The 16,469-nt window shown below is 40.4% G+C and carries 16 protein-coding genes; 5 read left to right on the top strand and 11 right to left on the bottom strand.

Features of this window, described 5'->3' with window-relative positions:
* Positions 1-133: 133 nt before the first annotated feature.
* Together glgP and malQ are read right to left on the bottom strand one after the other, a co-directional pair.
* Positions 134-2,392 carry a glycogen/starch/alpha-glucan family phosphorylase gene (gene glgP, locus JJN14_RS00580; RefSeq protein WP_201058640.1) on the bottom strand — a complete coding sequence of 753 codons (2,259 nt, stop codon included), beginning with the start codon at positions 2,390-2,392 and terminating at the stop codon, positions 134-136.
* A gap of 25 nt (positions 2,393-2,417) precedes the next feature.
* The gene (gene malQ / locus JJN14_RS00575) at positions 2,418-3,935 is read right to left on the bottom strand and encodes a 4-alpha-glucanotransferase (protein WP_045606606.1); all 1,518 of its coding nucleotides are present in this window, start codon (positions 3,933-3,935) and stop codon (positions 2,418-2,420) included.
* Positions 3,936-4,413: 478 nt separating this feature from the next.
* On the opposite strand from malQ, the gene JJN14_RS00570 reads away from it, so the two are divergent.
* From JJN14_RS00570 to JJN14_RS00550, 5 genes are all read left to right on the top strand, one after another.
* Positions 4,414-5,685, top strand: a complete 1,272-nt coding sequence (locus JJN14_RS00570; RefSeq protein ID WP_084862202.1) for an extracellular solute-binding protein — start codon at positions 4,414-4,416, stop codon at positions 5,683-5,685.
* Positions 5,686-5,795: 110 nt separating this feature from the next.
* Positions 5,796-7,088 (top strand): sugar ABC transporter permease, encoded by a 1,293-nt coding sequence (locus JJN14_RS00565; RefSeq protein ID WP_201058639.1) that lies wholly within the window; start codon positions 5,796-5,798, stop codon positions 7,086-7,088.
* 1 nt (position 7,089) lies between these two features.
* Positions 7,090-7,932 carry a sugar ABC transporter permease gene (locus JJN14_RS00560; RefSeq protein WP_004236955.1) on the top strand — a complete coding sequence of 281 codons (843 nt, stop codon included), beginning with the start codon at positions 7,090-7,092 and terminating at the stop codon, positions 7,930-7,932.
* A gap of 297 nt (positions 7,933-8,229) precedes the next feature.
* Positions 8,230-9,030, top strand: coding sequence for a DUF1189 domain-containing protein (locus tag JJN14_RS00555; protein WP_020903392.1), 801 nt, complete (start codon positions 8,230-8,232; stop codon positions 9,028-9,030).
* 9 nt (positions 9,031-9,039) lie between these two features.
* Positions 9,040-10,026, top strand: a complete 987-nt coding sequence (locus tag JJN14_RS00550; protein ID WP_020903391.1) for a LacI family DNA-binding transcriptional regulator — start codon at positions 9,040-9,042, stop codon at positions 10,024-10,026.
* A 28-nt stretch (positions 10,027-10,054) separates the two neighbouring features.
* Here JJN14_RS00550 and JJN14_RS00545 read toward each other — a convergent pair whose 3' ends face one another.
* From JJN14_RS00545 to JJN14_RS00505, 9 genes are all read right to left on the bottom strand, one after another.
* Positions 10,055-10,996, bottom strand: coding sequence for a YitT family protein (locus tag JJN14_RS00545; RefSeq protein WP_201058638.1), 942 nt, complete (start codon positions 10,994-10,996; stop codon positions 10,055-10,057).
* Complete coding sequence (gene aspS / locus JJN14_RS00540) at positions 10,974-12,737, bottom strand: aspartate--tRNA ligase (protein ID WP_201058637.1); 1,764 nt, start codon at positions 12,735-12,737, stop codon at positions 10,974-10,976. The genes JJN14_RS00545 and aspS overlap by 23 nt, the downstream gene beginning before the upstream one ends.
* Positions 12,738-12,893: 156 nt before the next feature.
* Complete coding sequence (locus JJN14_RS00535; RefSeq protein ID WP_000832184.1) at positions 12,894-13,124, bottom strand: hypothetical protein; 231 nt, start codon at positions 13,122-13,124, stop codon at positions 12,894-12,896.
* 17 nt (positions 13,125-13,141) lie between these two features.
* Positions 13,142-13,783 (bottom strand): CPBP family intramembrane glutamic endopeptidase, encoded by a 642-nt coding sequence (locus JJN14_RS00530; protein WP_125386718.1) that lies wholly within the window; start codon positions 13,781-13,783, stop codon positions 13,142-13,144.
* A gap of 9 nt (positions 13,784-13,792) precedes the next feature.
* Complete coding sequence (locus JJN14_RS00525) at positions 13,793-14,491, bottom strand: ABC transporter permease (RefSeq protein ID WP_125386719.1); 699 nt, start codon at positions 14,489-14,491, stop codon at positions 13,793-13,795.
* On the bottom strand, positions 14,484-15,308 hold the full coding sequence (locus tag JJN14_RS00520) for an ABC transporter ATP-binding protein (protein WP_125386720.1): 825 nt from the start codon (positions 15,306-15,308) through the stop codon (positions 14,484-14,486). Before JJN14_RS00520 ends, JJN14_RS00525 begins: the two co-directional genes overlap by 8 nt.
* A 10-nt stretch (positions 15,309-15,318) precedes the next feature.
* A complete protein-coding gene (locus JJN14_RS00515) occupies positions 15,319-16,059 on the bottom strand; it encodes a DUF3169 family protein (protein ID WP_201058636.1) in 741 nt (246 codons plus the stop codon).
* Positions 16,060-16,061: 2 nt separating this feature from the next.
* The gene (locus JJN14_RS00510; protein WP_201058635.1) at positions 16,062-16,259 is read right to left on the bottom strand and encodes a hypothetical protein; all 198 of its coding nucleotides are present in this window, start codon (positions 16,257-16,259) and stop codon (positions 16,062-16,064) included.
* On the bottom strand, positions 16,259-16,465 hold the full coding sequence (locus JJN14_RS00505; protein WP_070479546.1) for a helix-turn-helix transcriptional regulator: 207 nt from the start codon (positions 16,463-16,465) through the stop codon (positions 16,259-16,261). The genes JJN14_RS00510 and JJN14_RS00505 overlap by 1 nt, the downstream gene beginning before the upstream one ends.
* Between the last annotated feature and the right edge of the window lie 4 nt (positions 16,466-16,469).

Genomic DNA, 16,469 nt, shown 5'->3' with positions numbered 1-16,469 from the left:
TTTCTAGGCCTTCACTGCATCTAGAATTTCTCTATTTTTAGACAAAATTAACCAAAATCCACATCAATCAAAAAAAGCGAATTTCAATCGAAATTCGCTTTATAGGAAAGTGTATTAGTATAAATCTTGTATCTTAGTTCAAGTGCCAGATATCTTCGTTGTACTGAGCGATTGTACGGTCAGATGAGAAGAATCCTGCTTTAGAAATGTTAACGATAACTTTATCCAACCATGCGTCACGGTCTTCGTAGTCAGTAAGCATTTGCTCTTTGACTTTGATGTAGTCTTCCAAGTCAAGAAGAGTCATGAACCAGTCTTTGTTGATCAATTCATTGTAAAGACGTTCCAAGCGCTCTTTGTTTCCAGCTGCAAGAACTGCATCGCTAACGATGAAGTCAACCAATGGTTTGATAGCTTCACGAGCGTAGAATTCGCTTGATTTGTAAGCTGCTTTTGCGTAAAGGTCGATAACAGTTTCTGAATCTTCACCAAAGATATAGATGTTTTCGTCGCCAACCAACTCAGCGATTTCCACGTTAGCACCGTCCATAGTACCAAGAGTCAAAGCTCCGTTCAACATGAATTTCATGTTACCAGTACCTGAAGCTTCTTTAGAAGCAAGTGAGATTTGTTCTGAGATATCACATGCTGGGATAAGGAAGCTTGCTGCAGTAACGTTGTAGTTTTCAACCATAACTACTTGCAAGTGTGGAGCTACTGCTGGATCGTTAGCAATAACTTCTGACATGCAAAGGATCAAGTGGATGATATCTTGAGCAATTGTGTAGGCTGGAGCTGCTTTACCACCAAAGAAGATTGTGATTGGGCGAGCAGGGATGTTGCCAGCTTTGATGTCAAGGTATTTGTGGATCACGTACAAAGCGTTCATTTGTTGGCGTTTGTACTCGTGAAGACGTTTGATTTGGATATCAAAGATAGAGTTTGGATTGATTTCCACACCTTGGTGTTCTTTCAAGTGACGAGCCAATTTACGTTTGTTGTGAGCCTTGATGCTTTCCAATTTTTCTTTGACAGCTGCTTTGTCTTCATAAGACAAAAGTTTTTCAAGCTCATCTGCTTCATGGTGCCAACCTTCTCCAAGAATCTCATCCAAGTAGTGAGACAATCTTGGGTTAGCATGCATGAGCCAACGACGGAAAGTGATACCGTTTGTTTTGTTGTTGAATTTTTCTGGGTAAAGGTCGTAGAAAGCTTTTAACTCAGAGTTCTTCAAGATTTCAGTGTGAAGTGCTGCAACCCCGTTAACGCTGTATCCGTAGTGGATATCCATGTGAGCCATGTGAACACGTCCGCTCTCATCGATAATTTGAACAGCTGGGTCTTTGTATTCTGCTTTCACGCGACGATCCAATTCTTCGATGATTGGTACCAAGTGAGGAACCACTTCTTGCAAGAATTCAAGAGGCCATTTTTCAAGGGCTTCAGCAAGGATTGTGTGGTTAGTGTAGGCAGTCATGCTACGAACAATTGAGATTGCTTCGTCAAGTTCGATACCACGAGCAGTCAAAAGACGGATCAATTCAGGGATAACCATTGATGGGTGAGTATCGTTGATTTGTACAACTGCGTAGTCAGCAAGGTCATGCAAGTTGCTTCCTTTTTCGATTGCTTCGTCGATGATCAATTGCGCACCGTTTGAAACCATGAAGTATTGTTGGAAGATACGAAGCAATTCACCTTGACGGTCACTATCATCTGGGTAAAGGAAAAGAGTCAAGTTGCGAGCGATGTCTGTCTTGTCAAAGTTGATACCGTCTTTAATGATTGAAGAATCAACTGAATCCAAGTCAAACAAACGCAAGCGGTTCTTAGTTTCTGTCTTGTAACCAGGTACATCGATATCGTAAAGAGTTGATGTCAAAGTAAAGTCTGCAAATGGTACTTGGTAGCTACGGCTTGAGCGAACCAACCAGTTTTGCTCTGTCAACCATGCATTTGGAATTGTTTCTTGTTGGTTGTTTTTAAGAACTTGTTGGAAAAGACCGTAGTGGTAGTTAAGACCAACACCGTCACCGTTCAAACCAAGAGTAGCAATTGAGTCGATAAAGCAGGCAGCCAAACGTCCCAAACCACCATTACCAAGAGATGGTTCCAATTCAACTTCTTCAACTTCGATCAAGTCTTTACCTGCAGCTGCAAGTTCTTTTTTAACATCGTCGTAAAGACCAAGGTTGATCAAGTTGTTTGACAAGAGTTTACCAATCAAGAACTCAGCTGAGATATAGTAAACTTTCTTTTTACCAGTGTTGACTGGTTTTTGACTGCTTGCAAGCTTGCTGTAGTTAAGAAGAGCAAGGTAAAGCTCTTCATTGCTACATTCTGCAATGGTTTTATTGTAACGATTTTGTACAAATTCTTGTAGTGATAACATGTTTAAGGTGTCTCCTGATATTGTATTATTTCTTTAAATCTACCAAATTTTCATTGATTCGGCGATAGATTGTTGTCAAGTCAAGCAAGCCTTCCTCGACAGCTGGTGTCAATTGATCTTCAGTCATACGCCAAGACCAGTTTCCACCAAGGGTAGATGGGAAGTTCATACGAGCTGCCTCATCCAATTCTAGCAAATCTTGCATAGTTGCAATTGCCATGAAGCTAACTGATGAAAAGACTGTACGAAGCATAGCATGTGGCACTGTTTCGTATTCTTTACGGTTAGTGTAGCGCGCCATGTATTCACGAGTCGCATCATCGATCTCGTTACGGTACCAACCAAGGACCGTATTGTTATCGTGTGTTCCTGTGTACATAACTGAGTTAGCAGGTGCCAAGTGTGGGCTATCGATGCTTTCGTCTTCTGGGTTGAAGGCAAATTGAAGGATCTTCATTCCTGGGAAGCCAGTACGTTCACGCAATTCGATAACTTCATCTGTCATGAAGCCAAGGTCTTCAGCGATGATGTTGAGCTCACCAAGTTCTTCCTTAACGGCTGCAAAAAGCTTGTAGCCAGGACCTTTCACCCACTCACCAGGTGCTGCTGTATCGGAACCAGCAGGGATTTCCCAGTAAGATTCGAAGCCACGGAAGTGGTCGATACGAACGATGTCGTAGATTTTAAAGCTTTCACGCAAGCGTTCAATCCACCATTTGTAACCGTCTTTGTCCATTGCTTCCCAGTCATAGATTGGGTTACCCCAAAGCTGACCAGTTGCAGAGAACTCATCTGGTGGACATCCTGCGATGCAAGTAGCCTTACCATTGACATCTGTCTTGAAGAGGTGTGGATTTGCCCACATATCACTTGAATCTTCCGCTACATAGATTGGCATGTCTCCAACGATTTCGATGTGGTTGTCGTTAGCGTAAGCTTTCAATTTCAACCATTGTTGGAAGAAGAAGTATTGAGTCACACGGTGGTAAACCAACTTGTCTGCCAATTGTTCACGGTAGCTTTCAAGTGCTGAAGCTTTACGAGCACGGGCATCTGCATCTGGCCACTCAGTCCAAGCAAGATTGTCAAAATGCTCTTTGATAGCCATATACTCTGCAAAGAGTTCAAGCCATGATTGGTTGTCTTGAGCAAATTTCTCAAAATCTTTAACATCTCCTACTTCCAAGAAACGTTTTACCGCTTTTTCTAAAAGAGGACGACGTGCATAGTAGATTTTCGCATAGTCAACTTCAGACGCATCACTACCAAAGTCAACCCCTTCAAGGTCACTTGCTTGTAACAAGCCTTGCTCCACTAAGATATCCAAATCGATAAAATGAGTGTTCCCTGCAAAGGCTGAGAAAGATTGGTAAGGAGAGTCTCCGTAACTAGTTGTTCCTAGTGGAAGGATTTGCCAGTAACGTTGTTTTGTGCGAACCAAGAAATCAACGAAGTCGTAAGCACTTTTACCAAATGATCCGATTCCGTATGCTCCTGGAAGAGAAGAAATGTGCATCAACACACCACTTTGACGTTTTTTCATAATAAGCACCTCATGTGTTTATAGTTAGATATTACATTTTTATGAACGCAAACGTTTGCGCTACTACTAGTATAGCTTATTTTCTTGATAAATGCAAGCGGTTTTAAATAACTTTTTTGATTATTTTTTAAAAATTTTTTCTTCTTACTCGTATATATATTCTTTCAGGAAACAAACAAAATAGGAATAAGGCTTTCACTTATCTTATTAAGCAAAAATAAAGTGAGAATCCTCTCTACTTTCCATTTGTAAATTAGGCAATCGTTTTCCCAACTTTTTTTAAATTTAAAACAAAACCGATTTTTGGGATTTTCTACTATTATAAACAAATAAAACGCTTACCCTTTTCGTGAATTTTTTTAAAATTTTTACAAAAAACACTTGCAACCGCTTTCCGATTGTGCTATACTAGTCCCATAAAGGAAAACGTTTGCGTTTCCTCATTATAAAATTTGTTATTCTTTAGGAGGAATACACTATGTCATCTAAATTCATGAAAAGCGCTGCTGTGCTTGGAACTGCTACACTTGCTAGCTTGCTTTTGGTAGCTTGCGGAAGCAAACCTGCTGAAAAAGCTGCTGATGCTGGTTCATCTGAAGCGAAAGAAATCACTCTTTACGTTGAAGACCAATACAAAGCTTTTGCTGAATCAGCTGCAAAAGCTTACGAAAAAGAAGCTGGCGTAAAAGTGACTATCAAAACCGGAGACCAAATGGGTGGTCTTGACAACCTTTCTCTAGATAACCAATCTGGTAAAGCTGCTGACGTTATGATGGCACCATACGACCGTGTAGGTAGCCTTGGTACTGACGGCCAACTTTCAGAAGTGAAGTTGAGCGACGGCGCTAAAACAGATGATAAAACTAAATCTCTTGTAACAGCTGCTGACGGTAAAGTTTACGGTGCTCCTGCCGTTATCGAGTCACTTGTTATGTACTACAACAAAGACTTGGTAAAAGAAGCTCCAAAAACATTTGCTGACTTGGAAAACCTTGCTAAAGATAGCAAATACGCATTCGCTGGTGAAGATGGAAAAACTTCTGCTTTCCTAGCTGACTGGACAAACTTCTACTTTGCATACGGACTTCTTGCTGGTAACGGCGGTTACGTATTCGGACAAAACGGTAAAGACGCTAAAGACATCGGTCTTGCAAACGACGGCGCTATCAAAGGTGTAGAATACGCTAAATCTTGGTATGAAAAATGGCCTAAAGGTATGCAAGATACTGAAGGAGCTGGAAACCTAATCCAAACTCAATTCCAAGAAGGTAAAACAGCTGCTATCATTGACGGACCTTGGAAAGCTAAAGCCTTCAAAGACGCTAAAGTAAACTACGGTGTTGCAACTATCCCAACTCTTCCAAACGGAAAAGACTACGCAGCATTCGGTGGTGGTAAAGCTTGGATCATCCCATCAAGCACTAAGAACCTTGAAGCTGCTCAAAAATTTGTAGACTTCCTTGTTTCAACTGAAGAACAAAAAGCCTTCTACGATACAACTAACGAAATCCCAGCTAACACTGAAGCTCGTTCATACGCTGAAGGTAAAAACGATGAGTTGACAACAGCTGTTATCAAACAGTTCAAGAACGCTCAACCAATGCCAAACATCTCTCAAATGTCAGCAGTTTGGGACCCAGCTAAAACAATGTTGTTTGAAGCTGTAAGTGGTAAGAAAGATGCTAAAACAGCTGCTAACGATGCTGTAACATTGATCAAAGAAACAATCAAACAAAAATTTGGTGAATAAAAAGTTTGTTCAAGGGGGGTGGAATTCAAATCCCCCTTTGAATTTATCAATAAAAAACATATATAGTTTAGGTTTTGATTAGAAACCAGTATCCTATGAAAGGAGTTATTATGGAAAAGCAACAACCTAGTAAAGCAGCCCTGCTGTCTATCATTCCTGGGTTAGGACAGATTTACAATAAACAAAAGGCCAAAGGTTTTATCTTCCTTGGTGTAACCATCGTATTTGTCCTTTATTTCCTAGCACTTGCATCCCCTGAATTGAGCAACCTCATCACTCTTGGTGACAAGCCAGGTCGTGATAATTCCCTCTTCATGCTGATTCGCGGTGCCTTCCATTTAATCTTTGTAGTTGTTTATGTACTCTTTTATTTCGCAAATATCAAAGATGCACATACAACTGCCAAACACATTAATAATGGTATTCCAGTAGCACTTACCTTTAAAGAAATGGTCAAAGGAATCTATGAGAATGGTTTCCCTTACCTCTTAATCATTCCATCTTACATTGCCATGACTTTTGCGATTATCTTCCCAGTTATCGTAACCTTGATGATCGCCTTTACCAACTACGACTTCCAACACTTGCCACCAAACAAATTGTTGGACTGGGTTGGTTTGACCAACTTTACAAACATCTGGAGCTTGAGTACCTTCCGTTCTGCCTTTGGTTCTGTTCTTTCTTGGACTATCATCTGGGCTTTATCTGCCTCAACTTTACAGATCGTGATTGGTATCTTCACAGCTATCATTGCTAACCAACCATTTATCAAAGGAAAACGTATCTTTGGTGTTATTTTCCTTCTTCCTTGGGCTGTCCCAGCCTTCATCACCATCTTGACATTCTCAAACATGTTTAATGATAGTGTTGGTGCTATCAACACTCAAGTCTTGCCGATCTTTGCTAAATTCCTTCCTTTCCTTGATGGGGCTCTTATCCCTTGGAAAACAGACCCTACTTGGACTAAGGTTGCCTTGATTATGATGCAAGGTTGGCTTGGATTCCCATATATCTACGTTTTGACTTTGGGTATCTTGCAATCTATTCCTAACGACCTTTATGAAGCAGCTTATATTGACGGTGCTAATGCTTGGCAAAAATTCCGCAACATCACTTTCCCAATGATCTTGGCTGTTGCAGCACCTACTTTGATTAGCCAATACACCTTCAACTTTAACAACTTCTCTATCATGTACCTCTTCAATGGTGGAGGTCCTGGTAGTGTCGGAGGAGGAGCTGGTTCAACAGATATCTTGATTTCATGGATCTACCGTTTGACAACAGGTACATCTCCTCAATACTCAATGGCGGCAGCTGTTACCTTGATTATCTCTATCATTGTCATCTCAATCTCTATGATCGCATTCAAGAAACTACACGCATTTGATATGGAGGATGTCTAAGATGAATAACTCAATTAAACTCAAACGTAGACTGACTCAAACCCTTACTTACCTCTACTTAATTGGCCTATCAATCGTGATTATCTATCCACTTTTGATTACCATCATGTCAGCCTTTAAAGCAGGTAACGTCTCAGCCTTTAAACTAGATACTAATATCGACCTCAATTTTGATAACTTTAAAGGTCTCTTCACTGAAACCTTGTACGGTACTTGGTACCTCAACACTTTGATTATCGCCTTAATTACTATGGCTGTTCAAACAAGTATTATCGTACTTGCTGGTTATGCTTATAGCCGTTACAATTTCTTGGCTCGTAAACAAAGTTTGGTCTTCTTCTTGATTATCCAAATGGTGCCAACAATGGCCGCTTTGACTGCCTTCTTCGTTATGGCACTTATGTTGAACGCCCTTAACCACAGCTGGTTCCTCATCTTCCTTTATGTTGGTGGGGGTATCCCGATGAATGCTTGGCTCATGAAGGGCTACTTCGATACAGTGCCAATGTCTCTAGACGAATCTGCAAAACTAGACGGTGCAGGACACTTCCGCCGCTTCTGGCAAATTGTTCTTCCACTTGTTCGCCCAATGGTTGCCGTACAAGCTCTCTGGGCCTTCATGGGACCTTTTGGAGACTATATCCTCTCTAGTTTCTTGCTTCGTGAGAAAGAATACTTTACTGTTGCCGTAGGTCTCCAAACCTTCGTTAGCAATGTGAAAAACATGAAGATTGCCTACTTCTCAGCAGGTGCTATCCTCATCGCCCTTCCAATCTGTATTCTCTTCTTCTTCCTACAAAAGAACTTTGTTTCAGGACTTACAAGTGGTGGCGACAAGGGATAATATATCCCCGCCACCCTTTTTCATTTTATACTCTTCGAGAATCTCTTCAAACCACGTCAGCTTCACCTTGCCGTAGTACGGTTACTGACTTCGTCAGTTCTAACCACAACCTCAAAACAGTGTTTTGAGCAACCTGCGGCTAGATTCCTAGTTTGCTCTTTGATTTTCATTGAGTATTAGCGATTGTTACTGTAAGTAATACCCTTACAACAAGCAATTTTTCTCCTAGACTTGAAATAAAGCACATTTCTCTATATAATAATACTCATATAGAAAACACCTTTTAGAAAGATACCTATGCTTCCATATCCATTTTCCTATTTTTCAAGTATTTGGGGATTTCGTAAGCCCCTGTCCAAACGTTTCGGACTCAACTGGTTTCAGCTTCTCTTTACCAGTATCTTCCTTATCAGCTTATCTATGGTACCTATTGCCATCCAAAACAGCTCACAGGAGACTTATCCGCTAGAAACCTTTATCGATAATGTCTATGAACCATTGACAGATAAGGTTGTCCAGGATCTCTCTGAACACGCTACAATTGTTGATGGTAAATTAACTTATACTGGAACAGCTAGTCAAGAGCCTTCTATTGTGATCGGTCCAAGTCAAAGCAAGGAATTACCTAAGGACTTGCAACTGCATTTCGATACGAATGAGCTAGTCATCAGCAAAGAAAGTAAAGAACTGACCCGTGTCTCTTACCGAGCGATTGAGACTGAGAGTTTCAAAAGTAAAGACAGCTTGACCCAAGCCATTTCTAAAGACTGGTACCAGCAGAATCGTGTCTATATCAGTCTCTTTCTAGTTCTCGGTGCGAGCTTCCTCTTTGGTTTGAATTTCTTTATCGTCTCTCTAGGAGCGAGTCTTCTCCTTTATATCACTAAGAAATCACGCCTCTTTTCATTTAGGACCTTTAAAGAGTGCTACCATTTTATCTTGAACTGTTTAGGATTACCAACTCTGATTACACTTATTTTGGGACTCTTTGGCCAAAATATGTCAAACCTCATCACTGTACAAAACATTCTTTTTGTTCTGTATCTGGTCACTATCTTTTATAAAACGCATTTCCGTGATCCAGATTACCATAAATAGGAGATTTTTATGCCCGTTACGATTAAAGATGTGGCCAAGGCTGCTGGTGTTTCACCTTCAACCGTAACCCGTGTTATTCAAAATAAATCAACCATTAGCGACGAAACAAAAAAACGTGTTCGCAAGGCTATGAAGGAGCTCAATTACCACCCCAACCTCAATGCTCGTAGCTTGGTAAGTAGCTATACCCAAGTTATCGGCTTGGTGCTTCCTGACGACTCAGATGCCTTCTATCAAAATCCTTTCTTCCCATCTGTCCTCCGTGGTATTGCCCAAGTCGCCTCTGAAAACCACTACGCCATTCAGATCGCGACAGGTAAAGACGCCAAAGAGCGACTCAAAGCTATTTCCCAGATGGTTTACGGCAAACGTGTAGATGGTTTGATTTTCCTCTATGCCCAAGAAGAGGACCCTTTGGTTAAGTTAGTAGCAGACGAGCAATTTCCTTTCCTTATCTTAGGTAAATCTCTATCTCCCTTCATTCCACTTGTCGATAATGACAATGTCCAAGCTGGTTTTGATGCGACAGAGTATTTCATCAAAAAAGGATGCAAGCGAATTGCCTTTATCGGAGGTACTAAGCGACTCTTCGTAACACAAGACCGTCTGACAGGTTACGAGCTAGCTCTAAAACAATACCAACTTCCTCTCGATACTAATCTGACTTACTTTGCTACTGAATTTCTTGAAGATAATGGTTATCGCTTTAGTAGACTTCTCTTCAAACACGATCCAAATATTGACGCTATTATTACCATTGATAGTCTCCTTGCTGCAGGGGTCTGTGATTACATCGCAAAACACCAACTGGATGTCCCTGTCCTCAGCTTCGACTCAGTCAATCCCAAGCTCAACTTGGCAGCCTATGTCGATATCAATAGTTTGGAGCTTGGTCGTGTTTCCTTTGAAACTATTCTCCAGATCATCAATGATGCTAAAAGCAATAAACAAATTTGTTATCGCCAGTTGATTGGACATAAAATTGTTGAAAAATAAAAACCAGCTCGCGCTGGTTTTTTAGTTACTAATTTTCTGTTTCAACGAATCGTCCCAAAATATGAACATTCTCAGATACAGAGACAAAGGCACCTGGGTCCACCTGTTTCATAATCTGTTTAAATTCATTAAACTCTGCACGTGTAATGACAGTGATTAAAACTGCCTTTCTTTCGTGATTATAGGTTCCTTCTGCATCGTGGATCATGGTTGCTCCGCGGTGCAATTTTTTATGGATTTTTTCAATAACCTTCACTGGATGATTGGTCACAATCATAGCCTGCATGCGTTTTTGCTTGGTAAAGACCGCATCTGTCACACGGCTAGAGACAAAGATGGTAATCATAGAGTAGAGAGCGTATTTCCAACCAAAGGTCAAACCAGCTATCAACATGATTGTCCCATTTACCAAGAAAGAAATACTGCCGACATTCTTACCTGTTTTCTTACGAATGGTCAGGCTGACGATATCCGTTCCCCCACTGGAGATATTGTTTCGAAGAGCAAAACCAATCCCCAAGCCCATGACAACACCCCCAAAAAGGGCATTGATAATGGGATCCTCCGTCAAGGTTGCCACAGGGACAAACTGGATAAAGAAGGAACTCATGGATACTGTGATAAAGGTAAAGACGGTGAACTTATGGCCAATCTGATACCAAGCCAAGACCATCAAAGGAAAATTAATGGCGTAGAAGGTTAGCGAAATCGGGATATGAAAACCAAACCAATGATTACTCAAGGCAGAGATAATCTGTGCCAGACCTGTCGCACCACTCGAATACACATGCCCTGGTTGGAAAAAGAAATTGACCGCTACTGCTGATAAAAAACCATAGACCAGAGAGGCCGAAATCTTCTCATCATATTTTTCCCGAGAGATGCTTTGTAAGACACGTAAAATTTTTATCTGATAAGCAAAGCGGCGCAGATAATAGCGCCACCGCTTAATTCGTTTTGCTTGTTTCATCTTCTTCTATTTGTAAGCTGAGTTCCTCTAGTTGTTTGAGAGCTACTGTTGAAGGAGCTTGTGTCATTGGGTCAGTTGCCTTGTTGTTCTTAGGAAAGGCAATAACTTCACGGATATTTTCTTCCCCTGCTAAAAGCATGACAAATCGGTCAAGCCCGATAGCCAAACCACCGTGTGGTGGGAAACCATAGTCCATGGCTTCAAGAAGGAAGCCAAATTGGTCATTTGCTTCTTCGGCTGAGAAACCAAGAGCCTTGAACATACGTTCTTGAAGGTCTTTTTGGTTGATACGAAGGCTACCACCACCAAGCTCATAACCGTTCAAGACAATATCGTAAGCAATGGCACGAACCTTCGCCAAATCACCTTCTAATTCGTGAGCAGTCTCTTCCTGTGGTAGAGTAAATGGATGGTGGGCGCTCATGTAACGGCCTTCTTCTTCAGACCATTCAAACATTGGCCAGTCAACTACCCAAAGGAAGTTGAATTTATCGTTATCAATCAAGCCAAGCGCCTTGGCAATACGTCCACGAAGGGCACCCAGTGTTGCATTAGCCACTTCAAGCGTATCTGCCACAAAGAGAACCAAGTCCTTGTCTTCAAGAGCAAGCGCTGTTGTCAATTCTGCTTGGATGTCCGTCAAGAACTTAGCAACTGGTCCGTTTAATTCTCCGTCAACTACCTTGACCCAAGCAAGACCCTTGGCACCATATTGTTTGGCTACTTCAGTCATCTTGTCGATGTCTTTACGTGAATAGTTGTCCGCAGCTCCTTTGACCACAATGGCTTTTACAGCAGGTGCTTCTGAAAAGACTTTAAAGTCCACACCTTTGACCACTTCTGTCAAGTCCTGAAGCAACATGTCAAAACGGGTATCTGGCTTGTCAGAACCGTAAAGAGCCATAGCGTCATCGTATTTCATACGAGGGAATGGAAGGGTTACTTCGATGCCTTTTGTTTCCTTCATCACTCGGGCAATCAATCCTTCTGTGATATCTTGGATTTCTTGCTCAGTAAGGAATGAAGTTTCCAAGTCGACCTGAGTAAACTCAGGCTGGCGGTCACCACGCAAGTCCTCGTCACGGAAACATTTAACGATTTGATAATAACGGTCAAAACCAGCATTCATCAACAACTGCTTAGTGATTTGTGGACTTTGAGGAAGCGCGTAAAAATGCCCTTTATTAACACGAGATGGCACCAAATAGTCACGCGCCCCTTCTGGCGTTGACTTAGAAAGGAATGGTGTCTCCACATCGATAAACTCCAACTCATCCAAGTAATTACGGATAGAGTGGGTCACCTTAGCACGAAGTTTAAGATTTTCCAACATTTCTGGACGACGAAGGTCAAGGTAACGGTAACGTAAACGCGTATCGTCATTGGCCTCAATGCCATCCTTAATTTCAAATGGGGTTGTTTTAGCTGTATTAAGCACAGTAAGAGCTGTCACATTCAACTCAACTGCACCAGTTGGCAACTTATCATTGGCTTGCTCACGCGCAACGACATCTCCAGTCACCTCGATAACAAACTCGCTACGAAGGCTTTCAGCTGTTGCCATAACCTCTGCAGATACTTTTTCAGGGTTGATAACCAACTGCATGATTCCTTCACGGTCACGAAGGTCGATAAAGATCAAACCACCAAGGTCACGACGACGTCCAACCCATCCTTTCAAGGTAATTTCTTGTCCGATGTGTTCCTCACGAACACGACCAGCATACATACTACGTTTCATTGTTTCTCTCCTCTTTTATTCTGTTACTATTTTACCATAAAAGCGCAGGCTCTTCATGAAAATCAGCAGAAAAGTTTGCCTGACTTTAAAAATCAAGTGAAGACTCTAAAAATTAATGCCAATACAAAAATCCGATGAAAATATCACCGGACTCTCTTATTTTGAATTTTTGCCTGCTTTACGCTTTTCAGCAATTTCGGCTGCCTTTCGAGGCAAGACAATTTCCGTTGTGTAAGCTGTCCCAAAGCGCAAGACACCTGCAATAGGGGCAAAGACAACTGCTAGATAGTTGTAGAAGAAATCGCCCTTAAAGGCATAAGCTAGCGCCCCAATGATGAAAAATAGAACAACTGCTTGAATCACTGCTAATAAAATTACTCGTTTCATGTGACCTCCTGACTCTATTATAGCATGAGAATCATCAAAAAGCCGACTAAATTATTCAAAGCGTGGAGAGAAATACTGTAGACCAGACCTTTTCTGCTAATATAAGCCAAGCCCAAACTAAAACCAAGGCTAAAATAGACAAAAAATTGTTGCACATCACCTGGGAAATGAATCAAGGCAAACAGAACACTGGATACCAGAAGAAAAATCAGAGTTTGTTTACTATTGTCCTGCTTAGGAAAGAGGTAGCGTGCTAACATCCCTCTAAAGATAAGTTCTTCCGTCAAAGGAGCAAAGACCACCACCATAAAGAAACCAAATGCAGGCTGTTCCACTGTCAGTTGAGATACGATTTGTTGACTGACCGACGGATCTTCTGGTAAAAAGAACTGGGCTGTAATAGCCACTAGCAAAACCAGAGTAGGCAACCAGATATGACGATTAAAAGCAGTCGTCTGGATGCTAACCTTTTCTGTCTGATACCATCTGTAAACTCCATAAACATAGGCTCCTGACAGGGCGATATAAAGTGGTAAGACTCCAAAGATTGAAGCCCCTAGTCCAAGAGCTGACAGAGCCATGCTCTGAACCAGACCATAGATAAAGTAAAAGGATAGAATGGCTAGAAGAAACCAGCCAAGGTTTTTAAGTAGTTTCATAAATAACTCCTATCTTGCTTTATAGCTATTTTTCAATACAAAGAAGTTTGCTATTCCTAATACAAGTACCCAGGCAAGTAACATACCGATGTTAGAAAAAGATATTTCTCCACCTTTTTTATTTAAAAGATTTACAATAGGACCGACGAACGAGTAATCTAACACTTTCTGAGCCGTATCATTTTGAAGAGCAATTATAGGTAAAAAAGAGACAATTAACATAGGGAAGATACTATAAACTTGCGCTTTAGATTGAGTATCTGACACCGCACCGATTAGAAGGTTGAGAAAAATAATACTAATAGTTGCTAGGAGCAAATAGATAACGTAAGCAAATAAATAACCAGATACATCTACTCTAAGATAGATGGGAAGTACAATCATAGCAAGTAACATTATCAGAATAGGGAGAACAAGCATACTGAAAGTATATTCTGTTGCTGTCACACCACTTAGGATGAGTGATTTAAGATTTCGTTTTTCCTTATCTTCTGCCATCATAATCGATACCATATAACCACTTCCCATGCTCAAGACCATCGTCAAGCTAGAAGATAGTAAAAATAGGCTCAATTGTCCATTCTTATTTAAAAATTCATTATATAAAACAGCAATACCAAAAGGTATCAATAAAGTCGCTAACAAAGTTGAATTGCTAATAAGAACTTGCACTCTTAACCATAGTAGGGCATTTAATTTTCTAAACATCTAACTTTTCTCCTGTCAATCTGATAAAGATTTCTTCTAGTGTCGGCTCACAAGAGTGAACCACCATCAAATCTGTCGTGTCTAATTGTGGTAATTCTTCAAATGGAACGATCTGTTCTCGTCCATCATTATAAACCACACGTACTTTCTTATCCACATGGTACTTCTGGATGATATCTTGCGGACTTCCATACTCTATTAGGTTACCCTTATTCAAAAGAGATAAGCGATCACAAAGCAGAGTTGCTTCATTCATATCATGCGTGGTCAGAAAGATAGTTGTCCCCGCCTGCTTTAATTCTTGAAGTAGGGTATGAATCATCTTAGATGTTGTAGGGTCTAAGCCACTGGTTGGCTCATCTAGAAAGAGAATCTTAGGAGCATTCAGAAGGGCACGGGCCAAGAACATTCGTTGTTTCATTCCTGTAGATAACTTTTCTGCGATAATATCTTTAGCATCTGCCAATCCAACCTGTTGGAGCACCTGAACTACTCTATCTGACTTGAGACCATATAACTTAGCGTAAATGAGCAGATTTTTGTAAAGACTCATCTTTTCATAAAAACCACTGCCATCACTAACTATACCGATTTGTTCCAAATCATTTGAAGTTAAATCTTGAGAATTCTTACCTAACAAAATTGTGTTACCTTGATCTGCAGCCAACTGACCTGTTAAGACATTGATCATGGTTGTTTTACCTGAGCCAGAAGGGCCAAGAAAACCAAAGATTTCACCCTCCTTAATCTCAAAAGAAATCTGGTGAAGAGCTTTTTTGCTCCCAAAACTTTTGCTTACATTTTCAACACGAATCATAGAAACTCCTTTATTTGAAATAACGTTTTACCATAGGTAACTGCATCACATTGATATAAATATGGATTGCTCCTACAAGCAATAAGGACAGTAATTGAATCTTTCCTGTCAAGAAAGAAATGATAAAAAGAAAAATATATAAGATTGGCAAGACATACTGATTTAATTGGAATAAAATCCGAAAACTCTGTTCCAAATTAGCCTTGCGCTCCCCTTCATCGTAAGAATCGAAATGCTCTAAGATATCCTTTGGTGTAGAGAAAAATACCAAATCAAACTGACGAACAATCGCAATGGTCTTAAAAAGATATTTTTGAACACTGAAAATCAGCACTAATGCCAAAAAAGAAAGAGGTAAGGTTATATGGCTTCCATTTAGTACAACCATTTCACTTGCTGAAATGAAGAGAGCTAATAAAATCGCTACACTTGCAATATTAAAAGCAATGGTTCCAAACTCGAGATTCCGATACATTTGCACATAATAGGTTTCATTCAGATCATCATCCATTTCCTCTTGATACAAGGAATGAAATTTTCTGCTTTTCTTTAAGAAATTGAATGTCAAAAGTATGCTAATGAAACCTAACACTAAACAAATAGCTGATATCCATGGTATCAAGATTTTTACATCTAACATAATTCCGTGGGATTCAGCAAGTGCCTTAAACATCCCTACAAACATGGCCAAAAAAAATCCCAAGACAATAGACATTAAAAATAACAATCCACGTTTCTTTTTCTTTTTCATATTCATTCTCCTTTTTCACTTGCTAGATTTTTGGATTTCTTTTCAATCCATTCAATTACTGGTATGAGGGCAAAATAGGCCCAAACAAATTGGTTACTTTGATAGGGACTAAACCAGCCTAAGTCTATCCCAATCAATAGAAATACGCTGATTAATAGAGCTACGACAACTACATAATAGATCACTTTATACTTGTTCATCACTCATCCTCCTCTAAGCGAAATACCGATTCGACTGTTTCGTTGAAAATTTGAGATATTTTCAGAGCAATGATAATGGATGGGGTGTACTCATCCCGTTCTAGTAGGCTAACGGTCTGTCTGGAAACCCCTGCCAACTTGGCTAGTTCGGTTTGATTGAGACCATCGCGAGCTCTAAGCTCTTTTAGACGATTTTTTAGTTGCATGTTA

It is taken from the genome of Streptococcus mitis (assembly GCF_016658865.1).
GTDB lineage: Bacteria > Bacillota > Bacilli > Lactobacillales > Streptococcaceae > Streptococcus > Streptococcus mitis_BT.
This window is presented reverse-complemented; position numbering and strand designations above follow the sequence as displayed.